At 37.1% G+C, this 19,847-nt stretch carries 25 protein-coding genes; 7 read left to right on the forward strand and 18 right to left on the reverse strand.

Going from position 1 to position 19,847, the window contains the following annotated elements:
- Nucleotides 1-76: 76 nt before the first annotated feature.
- Together ACQKN2_RS16305 and ACQKN2_RS16310 are read right to left on the reverse strand one after the other, a co-directional pair.
- Nucleotides 77-295 (reverse strand): hypothetical protein, encoded by a 219-nt coding sequence (locus ACQKN2_RS16305; protein WP_427415871.1) that lies wholly within the window; start codon nt 293-295, stop codon nt 77-79.
- A gap of 379 nt (nt 296-674) precedes the next feature.
- Nucleotides 675-2,198 carry an SH3 domain-containing protein gene (locus tag ACQKN2_RS16310; RefSeq protein ID WP_427415872.1) on the reverse strand — a complete coding sequence of 508 codons (1,524 nt, stop codon included), beginning with the start codon at nt 2,196-2,198 and terminating at the stop codon, nt 675-677.
- A 479-nt stretch (nt 2,199-2,677) separates the two neighbouring features.
- On the opposite strand from ACQKN2_RS16310, the gene ACQKN2_RS16315 reads away from it, so the two are divergent.
- Nucleotides 2,678-2,851, forward strand: a complete 174-nt coding sequence (locus ACQKN2_RS16315; protein ID WP_427415873.1) for a hypothetical protein — start codon at nt 2,678-2,680, stop codon at nt 2,849-2,851.
- A gap of 328 nt (nt 2,852-3,179) precedes the next feature.
- Here the strand turns inward: ACQKN2_RS16315 and ACQKN2_RS16320 are convergent, their stop codons facing one another.
- Together ACQKN2_RS16320 and ACQKN2_RS16325 are read right to left on the reverse strand one after the other, a co-directional pair.
- Nucleotides 3,180-3,350, reverse strand: a complete 171-nt coding sequence (locus ACQKN2_RS16320; RefSeq protein ID WP_427415874.1) for a hypothetical protein — start codon at nt 3,348-3,350, stop codon at nt 3,180-3,182.
- A gap of 173 nt (nt 3,351-3,523) precedes the next feature.
- Nucleotides 3,524-3,895, reverse strand: coding sequence for a HesB/IscA family protein (locus tag ACQKN2_RS16325; RefSeq protein WP_427415875.1), 372 nt, complete (start codon nt 3,893-3,895; stop codon nt 3,524-3,526).
- A 185-nt stretch (nt 3,896-4,080) separates the two neighbouring features.
- Between ACQKN2_RS16325 and ACQKN2_RS16330 the strand changes: the two genes are divergently transcribed.
- Nucleotides 4,081-4,773, forward strand: coding sequence for a DUF2225 domain-containing protein (locus tag ACQKN2_RS16330; RefSeq protein ID WP_427415876.1), 693 nt, complete (start codon nt 4,081-4,083; stop codon nt 4,771-4,773).
- Nucleotides 4,774-4,822: 49 nt separating this feature from the next.
- Here ACQKN2_RS16330 and ACQKN2_RS16335 read toward each other — a convergent pair whose 3' ends face one another.
- Nucleotides 4,823-5,059: a NifU family protein gene (locus tag ACQKN2_RS16335; RefSeq protein WP_427415877.1), complete on the reverse strand. Its 237-nt coding sequence runs from the start codon at nt 5,057-5,059 to the stop codon at nt 4,823-4,825.
- Nucleotides 5,060-5,142: 83 nt separating this feature from the next.
- Here ACQKN2_RS16335 and ACQKN2_RS16340 point away from each other — a divergent pair, with 83 nt between their 5' ends.
- Nucleotides 5,143-5,478, forward strand: a complete 336-nt coding sequence (locus tag ACQKN2_RS16340) for a YuzD family protein (protein WP_427415878.1) — start codon at nt 5,143-5,145, stop codon at nt 5,476-5,478.
- Between the two features lie 143 nt (nt 5,479-5,621).
- Here the strand turns inward: ACQKN2_RS16340 and ACQKN2_RS16345 are convergent, their stop codons facing one another.
- Complete coding sequence (locus ACQKN2_RS16345) at nt 5,622-6,686, reverse strand: NAD(P)/FAD-dependent oxidoreductase (RefSeq protein WP_427415879.1); 1,065 nt, start codon at nt 6,684-6,686, stop codon at nt 5,622-5,624.
- Between the two features lie 366 nt (nt 6,687-7,052).
- Between ACQKN2_RS16345 and ACQKN2_RS16350 the strand changes: the two genes are divergently transcribed.
- Nucleotides 7,053-7,289: a YuzB family protein gene (locus ACQKN2_RS16350; RefSeq protein ID WP_285398312.1), complete on the forward strand. Its 237-nt coding sequence runs from the start codon at nt 7,053-7,055 to the stop codon at nt 7,287-7,289.
- 123 nt (nt 7,290-7,412) lie between these two features.
- On the opposite strand, the gene ACQKN2_RS16355 is transcribed toward ACQKN2_RS16350, so the two are convergent.
- Nucleotides 7,413-8,165 carry a TIGR01457 family HAD-type hydrolase gene (locus ACQKN2_RS16355; protein WP_427415880.1) on the reverse strand — a complete coding sequence of 251 codons (753 nt, stop codon included), beginning with the start codon at nt 8,163-8,165 and terminating at the stop codon, nt 7,413-7,415.
- Nucleotides 8,162-8,614 (reverse strand): DUF86 domain-containing protein, encoded by a 453-nt coding sequence (locus tag ACQKN2_RS16360; RefSeq protein ID WP_323648136.1) that lies wholly within the window; start codon nt 8,612-8,614, stop codon nt 8,162-8,164. Before ACQKN2_RS16360 ends, ACQKN2_RS16355 begins: the two co-directional genes overlap by 4 nt.
- Nucleotides 8,615-8,702: 88 nt before the next feature.
- On the opposite strand from ACQKN2_RS16360, the gene ACQKN2_RS16365 reads away from it, so the two are divergent.
- On the forward strand, nt 8,703-8,969 hold the full coding sequence (locus ACQKN2_RS16365; RefSeq protein ID WP_427415881.1) for a DUF3055 domain-containing protein: 267 nt from the start codon (nt 8,703-8,705) through the stop codon (nt 8,967-8,969).
- 283 nt (nt 8,970-9,252) lie between these two features.
- On the opposite strand, the gene ACQKN2_RS16370 is transcribed toward ACQKN2_RS16365, so the two are convergent.
- The 4 genes from ACQKN2_RS16370 to lipA form a co-directional block, all read right to left on the reverse strand.
- A complete protein-coding gene (locus ACQKN2_RS16370; protein ID WP_323648138.1) occupies nt 9,253-9,447 on the reverse strand; it encodes a hypothetical protein in 195 nt (64 codons plus the stop codon).
- A 64-nt stretch (nt 9,448-9,511) separates the two neighbouring features.
- Nucleotides 9,512-10,039 (reverse strand): D-glycero-alpha-D-manno-heptose-1,7-bisphosphate 7-phosphatase, encoded by a 528-nt coding sequence (locus ACQKN2_RS16375; RefSeq protein ID WP_427415882.1) that lies wholly within the window; start codon nt 10,037-10,039, stop codon nt 9,512-9,514.
- Nucleotides 10,040-10,468: 429 nt separating this feature from the next.
- Entirely contained in the window at nt 10,469-10,822 is a 354-nt protein-coding gene (locus ACQKN2_RS16380; protein ID WP_427415883.1) for a YutD family protein, read from the reverse strand.
- Between the two features lie 32 nt (nt 10,823-10,854).
- The gene (gene lipA / locus ACQKN2_RS16385) at nt 10,855-11,778 is read right to left on the reverse strand and encodes a lipoyl synthase (RefSeq protein ID WP_427415884.1); all 924 of its coding nucleotides are present in this window, start codon (nt 11,776-11,778) and stop codon (nt 10,855-10,857) included.
- A 308-nt stretch (nt 11,779-12,086) separates the two neighbouring features.
- On the opposite strand from lipA, the gene ACQKN2_RS16390 reads away from it, so the two are divergent.
- Nucleotides 12,087-12,338, forward strand: a complete 252-nt coding sequence (locus ACQKN2_RS16390) for a hypothetical protein (RefSeq protein ID WP_427415885.1) — start codon at nt 12,087-12,089, stop codon at nt 12,336-12,338.
- Between the two features lie 6 nt (nt 12,339-12,344).
- On the opposite strand, the gene yunB is transcribed toward ACQKN2_RS16390, so the two are convergent.
- The 5 genes from yunB to ACQKN2_RS16415 form a co-directional block, all read right to left on the reverse strand.
- Nucleotides 12,345-13,166, reverse strand: coding sequence for a sporulation protein YunB (yunB, locus tag ACQKN2_RS16395; protein ID WP_427415886.1), 822 nt, complete (start codon nt 13,164-13,166; stop codon nt 12,345-12,347).
- 23 nt (nt 13,167-13,189) lie between these two features.
- Complete coding sequence (locus ACQKN2_RS16400; protein WP_427415887.1) at nt 13,190-14,299, reverse strand: HD-GYP domain-containing protein; 1,110 nt, start codon at nt 14,297-14,299, stop codon at nt 13,190-13,192.
- Nucleotides 14,300-14,337: 38 nt separating this feature from the next.
- Complete coding sequence (locus ACQKN2_RS16405) at nt 14,338-15,705, reverse strand: bifunctional metallophosphatase/5'-nucleotidase (protein ID WP_427415888.1); 1,368 nt, start codon at nt 15,703-15,705, stop codon at nt 14,338-14,340.
- 468 nt (nt 15,706-16,173) lie between these two features.
- On the reverse strand, nt 16,174-16,995 hold the full coding sequence (locus ACQKN2_RS16410) for a sulfite exporter TauE/SafE family protein (protein WP_427415889.1): 822 nt from the start codon (nt 16,993-16,995) through the stop codon (nt 16,174-16,176).
- Nucleotides 16,995-17,852: a DUF72 domain-containing protein gene (locus ACQKN2_RS16415; protein WP_427415890.1), complete on the reverse strand. Its 858-nt coding sequence runs from the start codon at nt 17,850-17,852 to the stop codon at nt 16,995-16,997. The genes ACQKN2_RS16410 and ACQKN2_RS16415 overlap by 1 nt, the downstream gene beginning before the upstream one ends.
- Nucleotides 17,853-18,327: 475 nt before the next feature.
- Between ACQKN2_RS16415 and ACQKN2_RS16420 the strand changes: the two genes are divergently transcribed.
- A complete protein-coding gene (locus ACQKN2_RS16420) occupies nt 18,328-19,152 on the forward strand; it encodes a GNAT family N-acetyltransferase (RefSeq protein ID WP_427415891.1) in 825 nt (274 codons plus the stop codon).
- Between the two features lie 67 nt (nt 19,153-19,219).
- On the opposite strand, the gene ACQKN2_RS16425 is transcribed toward ACQKN2_RS16420, so the two are convergent.
- Nucleotides 19,220-19,822 (reverse strand): nitroreductase family protein, encoded by a 603-nt coding sequence (locus tag ACQKN2_RS16425; RefSeq protein ID WP_323648154.1) that lies wholly within the window; start codon nt 19,820-19,822, stop codon nt 19,220-19,222.
- Nucleotides 19,823-19,847 lie beyond the last annotated feature (25 nt).

Genomic DNA, 19,847 nt, shown 5'->3' on the forward strand with positions numbered 1-19,847 from the left:
TCCTTCATTCACCATGTTTTACAACATCATAAATCAAAGAAGCTTATTATTTGGAGCCCATTAATGAGCTTTTTGTTTAATTTTTAGTCACAAATCTCAGGCGTACCTTCACGTTTTGCTGTTTTGAAAGACGTGCCACAGCCCCTCCTAGACCACCTATTAAGGTTGCTATCGTTGCAGGTTGAATCCATTCAGTATCAAACCCTATGCTTCCATGTAGAATCATCAATATCAAGCATAGCAATGAGCCTAACGATATATATGTAATACAAAGTAAAACAGAATTAACTCGCATTTAATCCACCCTTTTTCTTATGTTTAATAATCCAATTACATTATAGTGGACAGCCTTGGATACAACACCCTATTTATTGGAAAATATGATCCATTCTAGCCAAAACCTCATCGTATCGTCAAACCTTAACAGCGTAGCATGGTCAAGCGTATACAAGCCATCACACGAGCTGTCAGCATGGCTCATATGAAGCTCCGCGCGGTCATACTAACTGTGTTCTGTTGTGAATCTATATCAACGTCCACAGGCTCGTTAAATAACTCTGTCAGCTTGCTACGATTATTGCTGTAAGCTAATTCAACTAAATACTTTTTGAATTGCAACAGCAGTAAAACACAAAAAAACGATTGCTATGAACGCAACCGTTTTTTAAGTTCAATTATTTTTGGTTAGATACGAATGATTCATATCTTTGAATAAACGCTGAGATTTGAGAGCGAGTTAAAATTTGGTCGGGGTTATAGGCATCAATTGATGTAGCTGTAGTAATCCCATTATCCATGAAAAATTGAATAGATTCGTTTTCACTTACCGTTTGCCTGTAGTGGTATGATGCCATCAGTTGGGCTAGTTTACCACGTCTAATACCTTTATCCGCTAAACCTTTAGAAGTTGTAGATGCTTCTGTAGCTAATACTGGCATTTTGTATTTACTTGCCATGTTATATAAACCACTTTTGTTCCAAGATGATGTGTTTTTCACACTTGCTAATTCATCTTTCTGTACGTAGCGGAAGAAGATTGTTAAGAAGTGAGCTTCTGTTAATTGTGTGTTCGGTTGTAACTGTGTTTCGTATTTCTTTGTTTTTGCGTTCCATACGTTACCGTAACCACTAATTAAGCCTCGGTCGATTGCCCAAATCATATCATCTCTCCACCAAGCTGTAGTGCTGAAGTCTGCAAACTTTTTAGCGTAAGCTGAGTAGTCCTTTGTAGTGGCAACTGGAGTTGTAGGTGTTGGTGTTGAAGCTGAGTAGTTTAAATAACTTGATGCTACATACCCCTCTGTCCCGTCATTTTTTTTCATAGGATACCAAACAAAATGGTTTTTCTTCGTTGATACTTCTTCATATTCAAAAGGACCCGTAATGGTAACAATTTCGCCTTCACGTAAAGTACCCATAGAAGGACTATCCGTAGTAGGTCTTGTCCTAAATTTTACATTAGTTGTTGCACTAACTTTTTGGTTTGTTTTAAAAAAATGCTTTGATTTTGTTAATGGTAAATCAAAATCATAGTTCATCGCTGAAAATTTAATATTTTCCCTGCTGTTAGGGCCATATTGAAAATGTTCGCGTGAAAAAGGCAGCTCTGTTAAGTCTATCATTCCCAATGTATCAATAATTCGGAGAATTCTTTCTTGATAGGCATTTGCATTTCTTTCACCAGTTGCTTGGACAATTGGACTATTTACTGGCTTAGTACCGTTATAAGCCATGATAGCGAAATACCAATGTTCCAATACATCTCTTTCTCCACTGTTGATGCTAGGCAAATCCTTCCGCTTAAACATATTATCTAGAGTCTCTACACCAGCTTGAATATTATAGACAATATCGCTTTTTAGTCTATCTTGATTGTAGCCAGCTTGATTTGTAATTTGCATAATGCCAATTCCATTATCAGCTGTCACAATCGCTTCACCATTAATATCGAAATGACGCCAATTTCCACTTTCACCTTCCGCTATTGCCTTCACAATTTCAGGAGGAACATCATAACTCAGTGCTGTTTCGGTTAACAAACAGTTCATTGTGGAATAATTAGGGTTGACCTTCGATGCCGAATCATACTTACATGTATTTGCAATATCATTAGCTAATACATTTTTATCTATATTTATAGTTAGAGAGAGGGCACCTATGACAATAACACTAATCAATGGTTTCAATATCTTTTTCATATCTGATTATTACACTTCCTTTCATATTTTCTAAAGTTAAAAGATTCAGATATATGTTATCATAAACCCAATATTTGGGATAGGGGTAATATTCAATGTTTCTTTCATTTAACAGGGTTGAGTGATAAATGATAGCCCTAACATATATTGATTCGGTGAAAGGGTTGTAAATAGTGATTGTTGGATTTTTACCTTTTTGTGAAATAAGTAAGCTTCCTAAAGTCCATTGAAACAAGCCCAAGCCAAATCTATATCAACGTCCACAGGCTCGTTAAATGGCTCTATCAACTTGCTACGATTATTTCTATAAGCTAACTCAACTTTGAAGCGATTGAGCTTATCGCTTCTCCCTGTCATAACAGTCAAACTCACTTGTTACAAATTTACCATTTATATACCAATTCAAACTTTACTGTGCTACAATTTCTGTATTGATAGATTTTGCAGTTAGTTAAGAAAAAGGCATAAGAGGTGATACAGTGCGAGGACTTTATATTTCGATTTGTTTAATGCAGTTTGTTATTTTAAGCAATATAACAATTTTTGATAGTGAATGGAATGGCATTACAATGTGGTTATGTACAGGATTCTTTATAGTAGCCACTGCAATATTTATTTCAACAAATAAGAAATATAAAAAACAAGAAATGTAACGAGGGCTATTATCGACTTTTGGATAATCGAAACCATCATACATCATCTTAGGACTTGCTTGTATGATTATTCCTCATATCAGCCTCACAGAATCCATTTGGTTAAACGCTATCAAACCCTCACGTTCTAAATGGTTGAACATTGCTTTGTAAACTCGTAGACGAATATTAATTGTTGTATCAGCTAATCCAACACCTGCTACTTTGTTGATGTATATATGTCCCTCATAGCGAACAGCATCATACTTTAAGTAGTTAATATAATCACGAAAAATTTGTGGCGTTAGTTCATCAACTGTTGCAATCTCATAGTTCTGCTCTATTCACTTTACAAAGTAACCCCAATCCTTGTGGTACCTTTTAACGTTCGTGGTCGAACCCCCTCTGCACTTTTAGCAGATGTGACAAGGTCAATCGCTTGCTCAAATGTAATCTTTGGATATTCCTTCTCCATTGCCATTTTACCTATAGCTGTCCGTTTCTTCTTTTTTAAGACCATACAAAAAGCCTCCTCAATTTGTTATGTTTTGGCAACATACAAATCAAAAAGGCTTGGTATCTACAATCCTAAATACATCATTTTAGGGTTGTGTTTACACATTTTAAGGATTGTGTACACATCAATTTCTGCTGTTATTTACAACCCTACTTCAACATTTAGAGACATTTTTTTTAGTCACAAATCTCAGGCGTACCTTCACGTTTCGCTGTTTTGAAAGACGTGCCACAGCCGCATGATGCGATAGCATTTGGATTATCGATCGTGAAGCCACCGCCCATTAGCGATTGTTTATAGTCAATTTTTGTCCCCATTATAATCGGCGCATCTTCACGGGAAACAAGAACTGTTAAACCATGTTGTACATCTTCAAAATCATCTTCTTTTTTCTCTTGATCAAAATGCATACCGTATGATAGGCCACTGCATCCGCCACCATTAACGACTACACGTAAAAACGAACCTCGCTCTTCATTGTTCTCCATCATTTCATTGATATGAAAGACAGCCGCTTCAGTAACTTCAATTATTTGCTTACTTGTCATCCCAATCACCTTCCTTCTTATTTATTATCATATCAATTTTGACTATTGTATGACAAACATTCAGCTCCAAGAGGATTATTAGCAAAAATTCTAATATTTTTCACATTAATAGTATTTTTTATTCACGTTTATAAAATGTACATTGGTATAATAGTTATAATAAGTCAATGAAAGAGGTATCAAATATGGAGATTTCACCTTATTACGAAAAAAAAATTCAATGTCTTCATTGCAAAAAAGAATTTCCAACATTAAAAGTACGCTCTAAATTCATTAAAGTAGATCATACAGAAACAGATTTTCATCCTATTTATGCAGATGGTGTAAATGCCCTTTATTATAATGTATTTGTTTGTGAGCATTGCGGATTTTCATTTACAGAAGACTTTTCAAAGTATTTTGCCCCAGGCACGCAAGATGAAATTCGTACGCAAATTACAGAAAAGTGGGTACACCATGATTTTAAGGGAGAACGTACTGTATTCCAAGCGATACAAGCTTATAAATTAGCGTTCCTTTGCGGTACGATAAAAAAAGAAAAATTTGTCGCTATAGCTGGTCTTACATTACGTCTTGCATGGCTATATCGTTCGCTAAAAAACGAAGGCCAAGAGCAACGTTTTATGACAATGGCCCGAGATTACTATATGGATTCTTATTCAAATGAGGATTACAGCTCCACTCAAATGTCAGATGTACGAATTATGTATATGATTGCTGAACTATCACGACGTATTGGTGATTTAGAGAATGCTACTCGCTTCTTTTCAAAGGTCATTGAAAAGCAAAGTATAGGTGGCGAGGCAAAGATCATTGATATGGCTAAGGAACAATGGGCTATTATTCGAGAAGAAAAAGAACAAGCTCGCCAAGTGTAAGAAAAAAAGTTCTAGCCTGAATGAATCAGCTAGAACTTTTTTAGTCGTTTTAGAATACTTGCTCTACTTCAATAATACCTGGTACTTCTTCTAATAATGCGCGTTCGATACCAGCTTTAAGTGTAATTGTTGAACTTGGGCAACTACCACATGCACCTAATAAACGTAATTTTACAATGCCGTCTTCTATATCTACTAATTCACAGTCTCCACCGTCACGTAGTAAGAATGGGCGTAATTTATCTAATACCTCTTGAACTTGATCGTTAATTGTTGCTTCTGCCATTTGTCTCGACTCCTTTCCTTATAATGATTATAATGTTAGCAACAGAAAAAATCCAATATAGAATCACGAGGAGTGGAAATGCTATGAGTCAAACGAAACCAAAGATTGAAATTTACGGAACAGCGGTAATCTGCGCGAGCTGTGTCAATGCACCATCTTCAAAGGATACATATGAATGGCTACAAGCGGCCATAGATCGAAAATATCCAAATCAAGGATATGATATTCGCTATGTCGATATTGAAGGACCAATTGAGAATGAACGCGATCAAGATTATGTTGAACGCATTCAAGATGATGAATTTTTTTATCCGCTTGTCCTTATAAATGATGAAGTGGTGGGCGAAGGCTATGTGCAATTAAAGCCTGTATTTACCGCACTTGAAAAGCTAGGTTTTACGCCAGACGAAACTGTTTAACTTCTTTCAGCAAATGTTTCGGTAGCGAAAGCGAAGCGTCAGCTACAAATGTTTTGGTAGCGAGGCATTATTGATAGAAATAAAAGGGACTGCTTCAAAATTAAATTTTGAAGCAATCCCTTTTTTTAACTAACATCATCTATTTAATCATTTTGACGTTTGTAGTACCATAATAATCCTGATTTCATTAAGCGTGCGATACGTCCTGTTACTGTTGTATCTGCTAAATAAACAAAGCCTTGTTTTTTACCAAGCGCTCCCATGAAACCTTTTAACTTGATATCAGGCATTTTCTCAGGTAAGTTTTCGCCTTTCCAACGCATGCGAAGTACTTTTACGATTTGTTCTGCTTGTTCCTCTGCTAACTGCGCAGTTGGAGGTAATTCTGAAGCAGCACAGTCACCTACAATATATACATGCTCGTCATCAAGTAGATTGAAATATTGTGTTACAATCGGACGACCTTGTTTATCTTTCTCAACTTCCAAATCACGAACAATTTTGACTGGCTGTACACCAGCAGTCCATACTACAGTATCGAGTACAATTTCTTCATCGTGATTGTAAATTTTACCTTGTTCGATTTTTGTAATATTGGAATTGGCAATAACTTCAACATTATGTTTTACAAACCAGTCTTTTACATATTTACTTAGCTTTTCTGGGAAGTCCTTCAGAATACGTGGACCACGGTCGAATAGCTTTATTTTTAAATCTGATCGGCTTTCACGTAGCTCACTTGCAAGCTCAATACCACTTAAGCCCGCTCCTACAATCCCAACTGTAGAGCCTGCTGGTAAACCACAAAGTGCTTGGAATGTTGAACGTGATTTTGCCATTGTCTGAATGCTATATGTGTGCTCCTCTGCACCTGGCACACCATGATATTTATCCTCACAGCCAAGACCAACTACTAAATCATCATATTCAATACGTTGTCCATCTTCTAGAATGACTACTTTTTCCGCACGATTAATTTCAACAACTTCTCCATATACAGCAGACAAACGTTCATGCTCCGGGAAGCATACACGAATTTCTTTATCTGTTGCAGTCCCTGCTGCTAAAGCGTAAAATTCTGTTTTTAAACTATGGAAAGGGGCTCTGTCTATTATCACAACTTCTGTGTCTAATGGAAGGTTTGGTAATAATCGAAGCATGACACGCATATTGCCGTAGCCGCCACCTAAAAGTACTAATTTTCCCATAATAGTCTCCTTTTATATCTCTTATATTAATTGTTCACAAAGTATCCACAAATGAGTATAACCGATTGTGAGAAGTTTCACAATATCATAATGCAATTTTGTGAAAGATTTCACAAAATAAATGACAACTTGTCTTTTCGAACGGTTTTGAAATGATTAATACTTTGACAATGTGTCGATATTGCCCAAATTCCCCTTAAATATTGTTCCCTTTCATCACTTTTGCAAAAATAGTTTAAACTGTAGCGTGCCATCATTTTGTATGCAGCCAGCTTTACCACTGAATTTCTTCTTTCCCACGGCCAACTCAAATCATTGACGAATGTTTTAAAAGCGAGTAGCATTACTTTGGGTGAGGTGACATGTATGAATCCAATGGTTGAATTTTGTATAAGTAATTTAGCAAATGGCTCTCAAAAAACGTATGAAATACTAGAGCGCGATCCGAACATTGACGTTTTGGAATATGGCTGCCTTAGTTACTGCACAAAATGTTCAGAATCATTTTATGCAATCGTCAATGGTGAGTTAGTAGAAGCTGATTCTCCTGAAGAGTTGACGAAAGCCATTTATCAATTTATCGAAGAAAATCCGTTATGGTAGTGTAGGCGTAATCCCTCATTTATATAATGAGGAAGTGCTTACTACTAAATTTGAACATATAAAAAGGATGTTATGCCAAAAAAATCGACATAAGCATCCTTTTTTTATATTTAGGCTTAGAAGTTACATTAAAGCTTCTACCACATAGGTAGGTTGCTGTTCCTTCTCAAGTACAACCTTTGTTGGTGTAACACCTGTATTTACATGGATTGTGTCACAGCCAAAACGAATCCCACACATAATATCTGTGTCATAATTATCGCCAATCATCACCATTTCATCTTTCATGAAGCCATGCTCTACCGCAATGATTTCAAGCATTGCAGGAGATGGTTTACCGATATAGAGTGGCTCAACGTCTGCAACCTCACCTACTAATCGGGCAAATGACCCATTACCTGGGAGAAAACCATGTTCTGTTGGGAATTTAATATCTTGATTCGTAGCTATAAACGTTGCCCCATTTTGCACAGCAATCGTCGCCTTCGCAAGTGCCATATAATCTAGATTTCGATCAATCCCCATAACAAATACTTCTGGCTCATCCTCGGTAGGTTCAATGCCTTCATTAAATAACGCTTTACGAATACCATCAGAACCTAACATGGCTACTTTTTTGCCAGAGAAATTCAAGGCTACATATTTCGCTGTAACTAATGCACTAGAGTAAATATGTTCTAACGGCGCATTCACACCTATAGCACTTAAAGCTTCCTGCAGTTGCTCTCTTGTCTTAGAAGAATTGTTTGTTACATAAAATGGCTCGATTCCTGCTTGTTGTAGCCGATGTATAAAAGTAATCGCAGAAGGAATGCCATCCTTCCCACGGTACACTGTACCATCTAAATCAAAGCAATATGCCTTGTAGTTTTTCATTGATGATCCTCTGGTAAAAATGCTGAAACAGGGCCAAGTTCATTTGTTAAGTAACTATTCACAGCTGGTGAGAATTGCTTTAATGCTGGTAAAGTCGCTGTTAATACATTCACAACTTCCTGAACATCTACATCTGTAAATTCACGAACAAGCATTTTACGTAAGCCAACTACTGCTTTTAATGGTGCTTCCATTTCAGTAGATACGACTTTTTCATCGATTAAAATATCAATAATATCCTCATAGCTTCCTGGGTCACGCATAATGAAGCCGTCAATCATTAAGTTTCCAACATCCATCATTGACTCCATCACATTATGACCAATTCGCTCGATTGCTAATTTCTTAATATCGTTTTCTAACCAGCTATCTTCTGACTCTAAAATAGCTAATAGCTCATCTAAGTACTGTAAATTTTTTGTGATTTTATTACGATCTACAAAATACACAAGGAAAGCCCCCATTCAAATCTTTAAAAGTTGATAGTCATTTCTCTTCTATAGTACCATATCTATAGGACTGGAAGGAGATTAAAAGATGGAACGTTTTTTTTTATATGATGATGTAGAAGATACAAAAACACGCTTTGTTAGTTTTGCTGGGGATAAGTTACGTTATGATTTAGCCATTTTGCAATCGAGTCGTTTCTTTGGGAAAGTGCTTGTTATGGACATCCAATTTGGCCGCTTTGCAATAATCGGTCCAGATGATGTAGAAGAGCCTGGCTATCTTGAACACGTTTATAATCGCACAGAGGAAGAAACAGTCGAGCTACGAGAATATTTACGTGAATTATTAAATTAACACCATTCAAATTGGTGTTCCACCTTCTAATAAAAGGAAATTATATTTAAAGTGAGGAGACAAGCTGAAACCTAGATAGTGTTTATAGAAAACGCGAGAGTTTCGAGGCTCCTCACAAAATGCTAGTGGCGCATCCTTCAATTGGGTGTATCATGTAAGCAATTAAGAATTAAATACAAAAAAATTCCGCTTTTCTGCAGACATAAGGATATACTTTACGTACTGTACAAAAAGGCGGAATTTCTTTTGTAAAAATCTTATTGAGGAGCATTGTATCGTGCTCCTACTTTTCATTATTTATCTTAGCAGGAGTATCCTTATTGTGAGGCTTGTCTTTGTTTTCATTGTCGTTTTGCTTTTTGGCTTGTTGATTTTGCCCAATTACTGCTAAATCATCAACACTAATATCAAAGCCAAATCCATATTCTTCTCGATCTAACTTTTTTTTATTTTCTTTCGTCAAATTAATCACCTCCAATAAATAAATTATCCTTTTTCAAATGATTTATACGCTTTGTCTTTTGATTTCACTAACACTAGCTCTATGTTGTTGCATCCTTAATAATCCAATCAGCAGCACTAATTAAATCTGGAAAAACCGCATCTGCCAGTGGATCTTTTTCACCTAAAAATACGCCTTTGGTTCCCGCTCGTTTGCCTGCTATTATATCTGTATCCGTATCTCCCACCATATAGGATTTTGCCAAATCTATATTATATTTTTCACCAAGATCCACGATTAATTTACTACTGGGTTTACGGCAGGCACAGCCCGATTTTGGTTTATGGGGACAATAGACGACTTCGTGAATAGTGGCTCCTTCCTTCTTCAATTCTTTTACCATATGCTCATGTATTTTTTGAAGCATCGTTTCTTTCATATACCCCAATCCAACGCCACCTTGATTAGTTACTACAAATATATAGTCAAAGTATTTATTCAATTTTTTTATAGCTTTTGGAACATGTGGCAAGAAATAGAGGTCCTTAGGTTTATTTACAAATTTAACGCGGTTCGTTAATACTTCATTGATGACCCCGTCACGGTCCAAAAATACAGCTTTTTTCATCTAAACAACACACACCTTTAATATAAAATAAGTAGGTCGGTATAAAAGCCAAGTATACAGGCTAATCTCCATAACGTGAGGTTGATTTCCGTTCCGACTGGGCGCTTTCCTGGGGGCGTCCGATGAGCCGCTTCACTCGCGTAGCTCGCTCCAGGGTCTCAGGCCAACACGATGTTGGTCACGAAGGCGTTATCACAGGATGTGATGGTTTTAGCCTTCGTTCCCCTATCGCTGATCCCCAAGGAGTCGCCCAGCCTCCACTCCAATCAACTTATATCAATCTGGATACGTTATATCAAGTGTCATCCCACTTTGGTGAAAAGCCAATAATAAAGCAATTTTTTGCATTCACTTTTATTATTACCATTTTTTAAAAACCTATCACTACAAAATAAAAACCTGATGCAAATTGCATCAGGTTTTAAACGTTTATTCGGCTATTTGTTCATTCTCAACAAGCTTTGTCACTTGACTATCTTCACTTACTACAGCTACTGGCTGCTGAGTGGATTTACCGGATTTGCGCAAGACGAAATAGGCACAGCCAAAATTACAATACTCGTATAAGTAATCTTGTAGTGTACTAATCTTTGTATCGAAAGAAGCTTTTTGATTTTTATCGTCAAAAAAGCCTTTTAAGCGCAATTGATTATAGCCCCAGTCGCCCACGATATAATCATATCTGGCTAAAATATCCGAGTATCGTTCCTTGAACACTTCCTCTTCGAAAGCTTCTCGGTAATCTTTAATAAGCTCGTATTCATATCCTTCAATATTGATCAAAGTGACACCACCTTCCATTTCAACATTTGCTTTTACAGTTCTGTTTGTAATTGACGTTCTTTTGTTGCTTCGTTAACTTGTTCATCAGCATGATAGCTACTACGTACAAGTGGGCCTGCTTCACAATGCTTAAATCCTTTTTCCATTGCGATTTTACGAAGTTTACCAAACTCTATTGGTGAATAATACTTTTTAACCGATAAATGCTTTTTCGTTGGCTGTAAGTATTGACCAATTGTCATAATATCTACGTTGATTGCTCGTAAATCATCCATAACTTCTAAAATTTCCTCTTCTGTTTCACCTAAGCCTATCATTAAAGATGACTTCGTAGGGATGTCTGGCTGCATTTCTTTGGCCAAACGTAGAAACTCTAATGAGCGCTCATATTTTGCACGAGCACGTACTCTTGGCGTTAAGCGACGCACAGTTTCAATATTATGATTTAAAATATCTGGCTTCGCATCCATTAACATTTGAAGGTTCTCTTTCACACCACTTAAATCGGACGGTAAAACTTCAACAGATGTAGACGGACTTTTGCGACGAATCGCACGCACGGTTTCAGCTAATACTTGCGCACCGCCATCCTTTAAATCATCACGCGCTACCATTGTAATAACAACGTGTTTCAAGTTCATAATAGCTACAGAATCTGCTACGCGTTCTGGCTCAGCTAAGTCTAATTCATTTGGTAAGCCTGTTTTAACAGCACAGAAACGGCAAGCACGTGTACAAACAGATCCAAGAATCATCATTGTTGCTGTACGTCGTTCACCCCAGCATTCATGAATATTAGGACAGCGTGCTTCCTCACATACAGTATGCAGATTTTTTTCTCGCATGAGCTTCTTTAGCCCTTTATATTCATCATTTGTGTTTAGTTTAATTTTTAGCCAATCGGGTTTTCTTAAATATTCTTCCTTTTCTTTGCTTGTAGGTTTACAAGATGTCATACGGATATCGCCCCTATCAAATATGTGCATTTTATATTGCTATCTTCACTGTTGTCAATGTAACATAATAAACGAACTCCAACAACTATAACAATCAATTATGCCTCGGCATAATTGCGTCCGGAATCGGCTTTGTGCTTAGGCCTGCAGATGTTTTTTGTGCGAAAGCGCAGTGCTAACGTAGCGACAGCAACATGATGTAGGTCAGTTAGCTGTTATCGCATGGATGCGATGATTTTAGGCTAACATCCTATGTGAGAACTCCTTTCCGATTTCCGTGACATCCGCCGGAGGCTTTAGGCCAACAGATGTCTTTTGCGCGAAAGCGTAGTGCTAACGCAGCGGCAGCAAAAGGTTTTGTCTGTGCGAAAGCGAAGCGTCAGCAACAGCATGATGTTGGTCACTCAGTAGTTGCCACAGGACGTGGCGTTCTTAGACTGAGTTCCTCTATTTCAGTGGGCGTTTGGACACCTGTACCGGTCGCTACGCTTTCGGTACAAAAGATATTTGTAGCTGACGCTTCGCTTTCGCTACAGAAAACATTTTCTGAAAGAAGTTAAACATTTCTACTTTTTAGGAGGGACAGGTACTTGAATTGAAGGTACCTCTTCACTACCATTTGAATAGACGTTTGGAACTGGCCCTCTTACAAAGCCCATCGCCACCGGAATATCCTGAGTAACTGTAGTAGTTTTACTAGCAAAAGGGACAATAATTTGCACATTTACCTCTATATGAATCCCAACCGACATATATGCACTATTAATACCATATTCAGTTAATGAAGAGGTAACTTCACTATGCACATTGCCAATAACATGAAAGCGTATCGGAATTTTCGGGCCTAAATTCCCTAGTAAAGGTATATTGGCCGCCTGACTGATAGGTACATAAAAAACGACCCCGTTCCCTTCATTTATCTTGTTATAATCATATTCTACATTATCAAGATTTGGTAAATGCGACAACTCCCCTTGCTCTGCCTGCTCTAAATACACTTTTACTTGATTGACCGTTTCTGTTCGAACTCGATTAATCGTTTCAGTATTAATTTTCAAATCAGAGTTGCCACCAGAGTTGCTGCTAGGGGCTACTTCTACAAGAATGTCATTAATATCTAAAACATTTGATGTACGAGAATCAATCGCTTTACTCACAACTGAGGATGCAATCTTACCCGTTTGTATTTCAGCATAAGCTAAGTAGACCGGCGTAAGCTGCGCATTTAAATAGTAAATAAATAATAAAACACCGATAATAATGAAGACAATTAATAAGGGTAAACGATTCAAGTGTTTTCCCTTTTTTCTATAGTTTCCATGCTGACTATATGATCGTAATTTCATCCTTTTTCGAGGGAAAAACAAAAAAATCTCCTCCTGTTCCATAACGTATGAACAGGAGAAGATTTTTATTCGATTTTCGGTGGTACAACATAATCCGCTTCAACACTTTCAATGATTACTGTTGGGTAGTCCACTAAATTAATTTCATATGTAGCTGCTAATATTTGATTTTGCTCCTCAAAAATACGAATCCACGGAAATGCTGGATCCAATGTATTTTGTCTTGAAACAATACCTCGACGGCCGTCCGTTAATTTTAAAATAACACCGTTAGGATAATGAACCACAGACCTTTTCAATGCATTTACAACACGTGCATCGTATATAGTTCCAGAGCCTGCTTCTACAATTGCTAGGCCTTGAGAAGGGAGCATCTTTTCACGATATACACGGCTTGTAGTCACTGCATCAAAGACGTCTGCTACACCAATAATTTTTGCAAACGGATGGATTTCAAAATCAACTAAGCCCCGTGGATAGCCACTCCCATCAATCCGTTCATGATGTTGGAAGGCACAATGTGCAACAATCAATGATATGGAATGTAAATTACGTAACAAATCAAAACCATATCGTGTATGTTGCTTCATCGTTTCAAATTCCTCACACGTTAGGCGCCCAGGTTTTGTCAAAATCTCTTTTGGTACCATAAGTTTCCCTATGTCATGTAACAAAGCGCCAATTCCAATTAAACGTAAATCCTCGGCTGAGTATCCAAGCTCTTTAGCAATCGCTATCGAATAGAGAGTGACTTGAAAGGAGTGTTGATATAAATATTCATCAAATAAATACGCATCTGTTAGTATCGTTAGAATTTCATCATTGCCGCTAACTACCGATAGTAACTCATCTACAATTGAGAGAATTGCCTTTGATTGTTGGTCAAGCACATAAGAGGCATTGACTGGATTTAAACCATTGATTGATTGGAAGGAATTTTTAATGGTTGAAATCGTTTTATTTCGAACAACAGTTGGGACTGTTTCCTCTACCTCAATACCCTCAGAAATTTTATCGTCAATATATAAATAATGCGTATTTAATTGTTGAAGTCTTTGTATGATACGCTCATTAATGACAACATCTTTTTTTAAAAGAGGGTGTCCCGCCTCATTCCAAATGGTTCTTGCTAAGACCATTCCTTCCTTTAATACATCGATTGAAATTAACCGCATGACCTTTTCCCCAATCCATTCTAAAAGCGTTTTATCTACTATTGCTTAAAGAATCTTTGCCCATAATCTATCATAATATTTCGTAAAAATTCTGGTAGAATATATTTTTTCTTAGCATATTTAAAGCTCGGATAAAAATAACCAAACGTAAACAAATCAAGCGTGACTAATTTATAAATTCGATCGTTATCTGCTAGCTTCCCATTGATCAGTAATTGGCGATCTTCATTCATTGAAAAGCCATAAGTTAACATCTTCCCAAAGATAACGCCTCTAAACCCTAACCCTTTTAGCTCAATATAAGGCCATTCTTCATTTTTAGATTGCTGGAAAATTTCTTTCATTTCAGCAACCGATAATTCAATCGTACATAAATTTATAGGATGTGGGAAAATTCTATGCAAATCTAGTGCAGTGACTGTTCCCTTAGGTAAACTATCTAAAAAAATGCCCGCGTTAAATAACGCACAATCCGCTCCACTTTTCTCTAAAATAGCCCGCGCGAACAAATCGGATAATTGCGAATAATGGAACCATTCTTTGTTGTACGATTTTTTCGTAGTGAATACTGGTATATCGAGTAATCGTTTGCCCTCATTTTCGAAAAACTGAACGATTTCATGTTCATTTTTAACCGTAGGCAAATCCTTATTATGAATTAAGAAATCCTTTTTTTCAACAATTTTCCTCATTTTTTTATCATATTCTAACACAAGATGGCCAGTATATTGACCAAATTTCCCTCCACCTGTTAATAAAACCCCATTAATCAGCTTTCCATTTGGGAGAATATGATGTGTATGTGAGCCGAATATAACATCTATTTCTGGGCATTCCTCAGCTAAAAGCTCATCCTCTGTTATCCCTAAATGCGACAAGCAAACAATAATATCTACTTCTTTACGAAGCTGATAGGCTAAGTGAATGAGTGTGTTTCGTGCCTCATCTATCTCCCAGTTTAATTCTTTATAATAAATTTCAAACATAGCAGTTGCTGCAATAACTGCAACCTTTGTACCATAAGCAGTTGTTAATACAACATATGGCTTCATCCACGCTGGATTTGTTCCATGTGAAGCATTTACATTGGCAACTACTACGTCAAAAGCTGCTTCATCATATAAATGATACAGCTCCTCATGTGACAATGTTATACCTTCATTATTTCCAATTGTCACTACGTCGTAGCCAGCTTCATTTAATAACTTCACATTGCCCTTGCCAACTGTTGCGTCTGTATAAATATTTGAACGATCTAAATGATCGCCGACATCAAATAAAAAGCTTGTCTCTCCCATGATTGTAAGCTTAGTACGCATTTCTTTCACATAACTTTGCATTCGTGACCAATATTTAAAATGGCTATGCAAATCATTCGTATGAAAAATATGAATTTTTTCCAGCAATTAAGCCACCTCTTCTTTAAAATAGCTTCTATGTCTGTATAAGAATTGCTATCAGACATTATTGTCAGTATAAAGTCGATTTATAGATACTTCCAATCAATATTGGCTCATCACCAAGTTGTCGATTACATTTGATAAATCTTGTATATAAGTTGATTGGAGTGGAGACTGGGCGACTCCTTGGGGATCAGCGATAGAGGAACGAAGGCTAAAAGCATCACATCCTGTGATAACGCCTTCGTGACCAACATCGGTGCTGCTGCCGCTTCGCTTTCGCGCAAAAGACATCTGTTGGCCCGAGACCCTGCAGCGAAGCGGCTCATCGGACGCCCCCAGGAAGCTTTGCTCTGTGCGAAAGCGAAGCGTCAGCAACAAATGTTTTATCTGTGCGAAAGCGTAGCGACAGCAACAACAAAGCGCCCAGTCGGAACGGAAATCAACCTCTCGTTTTGGTGAGGAGCCTCAATATTACAACAAACCATCGATAATAGAACGAATTCCTAATAATAATAAAATAACTCGAAGCGCTACTACAAGCGTATCTGATTTAATTCTTTTATTTAATGCTGCCCCTAGCTTTGCTCCAATATAAGCTCCTGGAATAACAGGAATCGTATAGAGCCAAGGCACATTTCCTAAATAAATATGACTCGCTGAATTTACAAGCGACGATAAAAATACTAGGAACATCGACGTTGCCACTGCAACATGTGGTGGGAATAAAAATAAAATGATCATGGCAGGCACGATCATCGAGCCTCCACCGATACCAAATAATCCAGAGGCAAAGCCAATGCCAAATGTTAATACAATGGCAAACCAAATTGGATACCCATATACATAGGTATTTCCTTCTTTATCTTCAAACTCTCGTTGCATACCGTTTTTTACAAACCATTCTACTGGTTTCAATTTATCACGTACAAGTAATATCGTCGCTAAAATAATAAGTAAAATACCAAAATATAAATTAAATGAAGGTAAATCTAGCCCCTTATTTACCCATGCGCCCAGCATTGTGCCCGGAATACTCCCTATAAAAAATATCAAACCGCTTTTATAATCTACTGTTTTAGATTTCATATAGCTTAGCGTAGAGGCAAGTCCAGTGAAAATCATCATGACAACAGATAAACCAACCACTTTTTGAGGAGTGATATCTGGAATCATTCCTAGATTTACTCCAACAAATAATGTTGCTGGGACTAAGATAACTCCTCCGCCAAGCCCTACTAATGAGCCTATTAATCCCGATAATAATGCAATAATAACTAAAAGAAAAAAATCCATTATAGTTCCCCTTCAAACATGTTTAATTGTTTAGGCGCTAATCCTACATCACTAATCGCTAAAATTCCTTGTAACTCTTTTGCATTTTTAGCAGCATGAAGCCCTGAGTTATTATTAAATAATACATATAGGTCCTGCACTTCTGATTGGATATGTTTTATATGCTGTCCAATCTGCTGCAATTCTTCACTATTATAATCATATAAAAAGCGAACCTTCCGCCAGTTTTCGGCATTACCAGTATTGCGCCACCCATGAATGTTACGTCCATGAATACGTACAAGTGCCTTCCTCGCAGTAACCGTAGGATAAAATGGTACCGAGCCTACGCCAGCCTGTGGTTCATCACAAATTGTATGAATGAATTGATGCTCTCGTAAAAGATCCATTGTTTGCTGCACTACATTATCTGCATACCATGTTCGATTGCGAAACTCAATAGCTACATCAAAGCTTTTAAGCTGCTGCCTAATATACAATAAATATTGTACATTTTTAGTCTGACAATCGAACCACGGTGGGAATTGTGCTAGTACCATCGCTAGCTTCCCATGACGTTTAAATTCATTGGCACATTCGATAAATGCATTAAACATGTCATTCTTCGATTCAAACGGTATGTCGCCACGTAGATGACCAGTCATTCCTTGATATGCCTTCACAACAAAACGAAAATTTTCGGGTGTATCCTCACACCATTTCCGAACATTTTCTTTAGAAGGTATGGCATAAAAAGAGGTATCAACCTCCACCGTTAAAAAATGACCTGTATAATCAAATAATTTTTCCTTTGAGGCAGTCACTCCACTATAAAGTGAAGGATGATCACCCCAACCAGTTAATCCAACTATAATCATGTGACCCCCTCCTTCATGTACATTTATCATAGCATACACCTTCTAAATAAAAATGAACGTATCGTAAAAAAACATAGCTCATAAATAAGGTAAATATGGATATTACCATAATTTACATTTATGATAAATATAGGATCATCATCAAAACGTGGGGTTGATTTCCGTTCCGGCTGGGCGCTTTGTTGCTGACGCTTCGCTTTCGCACAGAGCAAAGCTTCCTGGGGGCGTCCGATGAGCCGCTTCACTCGCGTTGCTCGCTCCAGGGTCTCGGGCCAACACGAGGTTGGTCACGAAGGCGTTATCACAGGATGTGATGGTTTTAGTCTTCGTTCCTCTATCGCTAATCCCCAAGGAGTCGCCCAGCCGTAACGAAGATCAACTTTTACACATAATATACGTTTTATTAAATATCATTCCGAACTTTCAGGGATGAGTCAAAATATAAAAAATTCTACGTGAAAGGATAATGATGTAAATGATTACTGAACTACAGAAAAATGAATTTCACAAGTGTAAAGAGCTACTGAATGAACACGGTCAATTAGAAGTAAAAGCAGTCGTAGAGGGTGTGAATCCTGGACGAGTATTTGTGGATCAAATCGATACGCCTCATTCAGCACTTATTTGGTTAGGGAACAATGATGGATTTCTCTTTATAGGAAATGAAAAAAATGAACAGTTTAATAATCAAATCAATGATTTTATTGATCAGGTAATTGTACCAGAAGCGAAAAAAGTGGGATTGCATTACTTCGAAGGCATTGGAAATCATCAAAAGTGGAATCATACGATTGAAAAAATATTTAAACATCGTGAACTTGGTAGTTGGAAGCAAAGAGTATATAAGCTTCATAAAGAAAGCTATAAAGCAAATAATGAGCCAGATAGTAAAGAAGGCTATACTGTTTTACAAGTCGATAACACTCTGTTTGAAGATAACACAATTAAAAACCCCGCATTTTTACAGTCTAAAATATTATCGTTTTGGTCTTCAGTTGAGTGTTTCTTGAATAAAGGGATCGGATACTGTATCGTTTACGATCATCACATTGTTAGTCTTTGTTTTTCAGGCTTTGTCGTTGAGAATGTCCACTGTATTGACATTGAAACATTAGAAGCTCACCAAGGAAATAAATTAGCCCAAAAGTTAGCTCACCATTTTGTAAAAGATTGTTTGGCACACGATTCGATTCCATATTGGGATTGTATGGACTCAAACAAACCATCCATCGCTGTAGCAGAAAATATAGGGTTTACTAATGCTTTTAACTATATAGGATACGAGTTTTCATTTAACTAATATGTTAGAAACCCCGTTAAGTGAATCGTGTCCACTTAACGGGGTTTATTTGTATTTATTGATTTAATTAATAAAACTTCACTACATCTTCAAAAGGTAAAGAAGTTTTTTCTCCTGGTTGTTCATCTGGTTCACCGAATGGCATTTGAGCTACTAGACTCCATTCTGCAGGAATATTCCAAGTTTGTTTAACTTCCTCGTCAATAATTGGATTATAGTGCTGAAGAGATGCGCCAATTCCTTCTGTAGTTAAAGACATCCATGTTGCGTATTGTAACATTGCATTTCCTTGATGTGACCAGAATGGGAATTGCTCTTTATAAGAAGGTGCGTTTTCTTGCATTTGTTTGACTGTTGCTTGGTCTTCAAAGAACAGGATTGTTCCTACGCCATCTTTAAAGCCGTGTAAGCGCTCTTCAGTCGCTGCAAAATTTTCTGCTGGCACACGTGCACGTAATGTTTCTTTGACAATGTCCCAAAACTTTTCGTGTTCATTATCCATTAAAACTACTACACGTCCACTTTGCATATTAAATGAAGATGGTGCATGTACACTAATTTTTAATAGCTCTTCAATTTTTCCCTTTGTAATTGCTGTGTTCTTTTTCACCTTACGGATTGAACGACGATTAATAATGGCTTCTTTTAAATTAGTTGTTGTTACTGACATTTGTAATTCCTCCAAATTTTAATTA

Source organism: Lysinibacillus sp. NPDC093688, from assembly GCF_050280145.1.
GTDB lineage: Bacteria > Bacillota > Bacilli > Bacillales_A > Planococcaceae > Lysinibacillus > Lysinibacillus xylanilyticus_B.

What these genes read in the sequence shown, in the direction of transcription:
- ACQKN2_RS16305 (WP_427415871.1), bottom strand. Translation starts at nt 295, where the DNA reads ATGCGAGTTAATTCTGTTTTACTTTGTATTACATATATATCGTTAGGC.
- ACQKN2_RS16310 (WP_427415872.1), bottom strand. Translation starts at nt 2,198, where the DNA reads ATGAAAAAGATATTGAAACCATTGATTAGTGTTATTGTCATAGGTGCC.
- ACQKN2_RS16320 (WP_427415874.1), bottom strand. Translation starts at nt 3,350, where the DNA reads ATGGTCTTAAAAAAGAAGAAACGGACAGCTATAGGTAAAATGGCAATG.
- ACQKN2_RS16325 (WP_427415875.1), bottom strand. Translation starts at nt 3,895, where the DNA reads ATGACAAGTAAGCAAATAATTGAAGTTACTGAAGCGGCTGTCTTTCAT.
- ACQKN2_RS16330 (WP_427415876.1), top strand. Translation starts at nt 4,081, where the DNA reads ATGGAGATTTCACCTTATTACGAAAAAAAAATTCAATGTCTTCATTGC.
- ACQKN2_RS16335 (WP_427415877.1), bottom strand. Translation starts at nt 5,059, where the DNA reads ATGGCAGAAGCAACAATTAACGATCAAGTTCAAGAGGTATTAGATAAA.
- ACQKN2_RS16340 (WP_427415878.1), top strand. Translation starts at nt 5,143, where the DNA reads ATGAGTCAAACGAAACCAAAGATTGAAATTTACGGAACAGCGGTAATC.
- ACQKN2_RS16345 (WP_427415879.1), bottom strand. Translation starts at nt 6,686, where the DNA reads ATGGGAAAATTAGTACTTTTAGGTGGCGGCTACGGCAATATGCGTGTC.
- ACQKN2_RS16350 (WP_285398312.1), top strand. Translation starts at nt 7,053, where the DNA reads ATGAATCCAATGGTTGAATTTTGTATAAGTAATTTAGCAAATGGCTCT.
- ACQKN2_RS16355 (WP_427415880.1), bottom strand. Translation starts at nt 8,165, where the DNA reads ATGAAAAACTACAAGGCATATTGCTTTGATTTAGATGGTACAGTGTAC.
- ACQKN2_RS16365 (WP_427415881.1), top strand. Translation starts at nt 8,703, where the DNA reads ATGGAACGTTTTTTTTTATATGATGATGTAGAAGATACAAAAACACGC.
- ACQKN2_RS16375 (WP_427415882.1), bottom strand. Translation starts at nt 10,039, where the DNA reads ATGAAAAAAGCTGTATTTTTGGACCGTGACGGGGTCATCAATGAAGTA.
- lipA (WP_427415884.1), bottom strand. Translation starts at nt 11,778, where the DNA reads ATGACATCTTGTAAACCTACAAGCAAAGAAAAGGAAGAATATTTAAGA.
- ACQKN2_RS16390 (WP_427415885.1), top strand. Translation starts at nt 12,087, where the DNA reads ATGTCTTTTGCGCGAAAGCGTAGTGCTAACGCAGCGGCAGCAAAAGGT.
- yunB (WP_427415886.1), bottom strand. Translation starts at nt 13,166, where the DNA reads ATGGAACAGGAGGAGATTTTTTTGTTTTTCCCTCGAAAAAGGATGAAA.
- ACQKN2_RS16400 (WP_427415887.1), bottom strand. Translation starts at nt 14,299, where the DNA reads ATGCGGTTAATTTCAATCGATGTATTAAAGGAAGGAATGGTCTTAGCA.
- ACQKN2_RS16410 (WP_427415889.1), bottom strand. Translation starts at nt 16,995, where the DNA reads ATGGATTTTTTTCTTTTAGTTATTATTGCATTATTATCGGGATTAATA.
- ACQKN2_RS16415 (WP_427415890.1), bottom strand. Translation starts at nt 17,852, where the DNA reads ATGATTATAGTTGGATTAACTGGTTGGGGTGATCATCCTTCACTTTAT.
- ACQKN2_RS16420 (WP_427415891.1), top strand. Translation starts at nt 18,328, where the DNA reads ATGATTACTGAACTACAGAAAAATGAATTTCACAAGTGTAAAGAGCTA.
- ACQKN2_RS16425 (WP_323648154.1), bottom strand. Translation starts at nt 19,822, where the DNA reads ATGTCAGTAACAACAACTAATTTAAAAGAAGCCATTATTAATCGTCGT.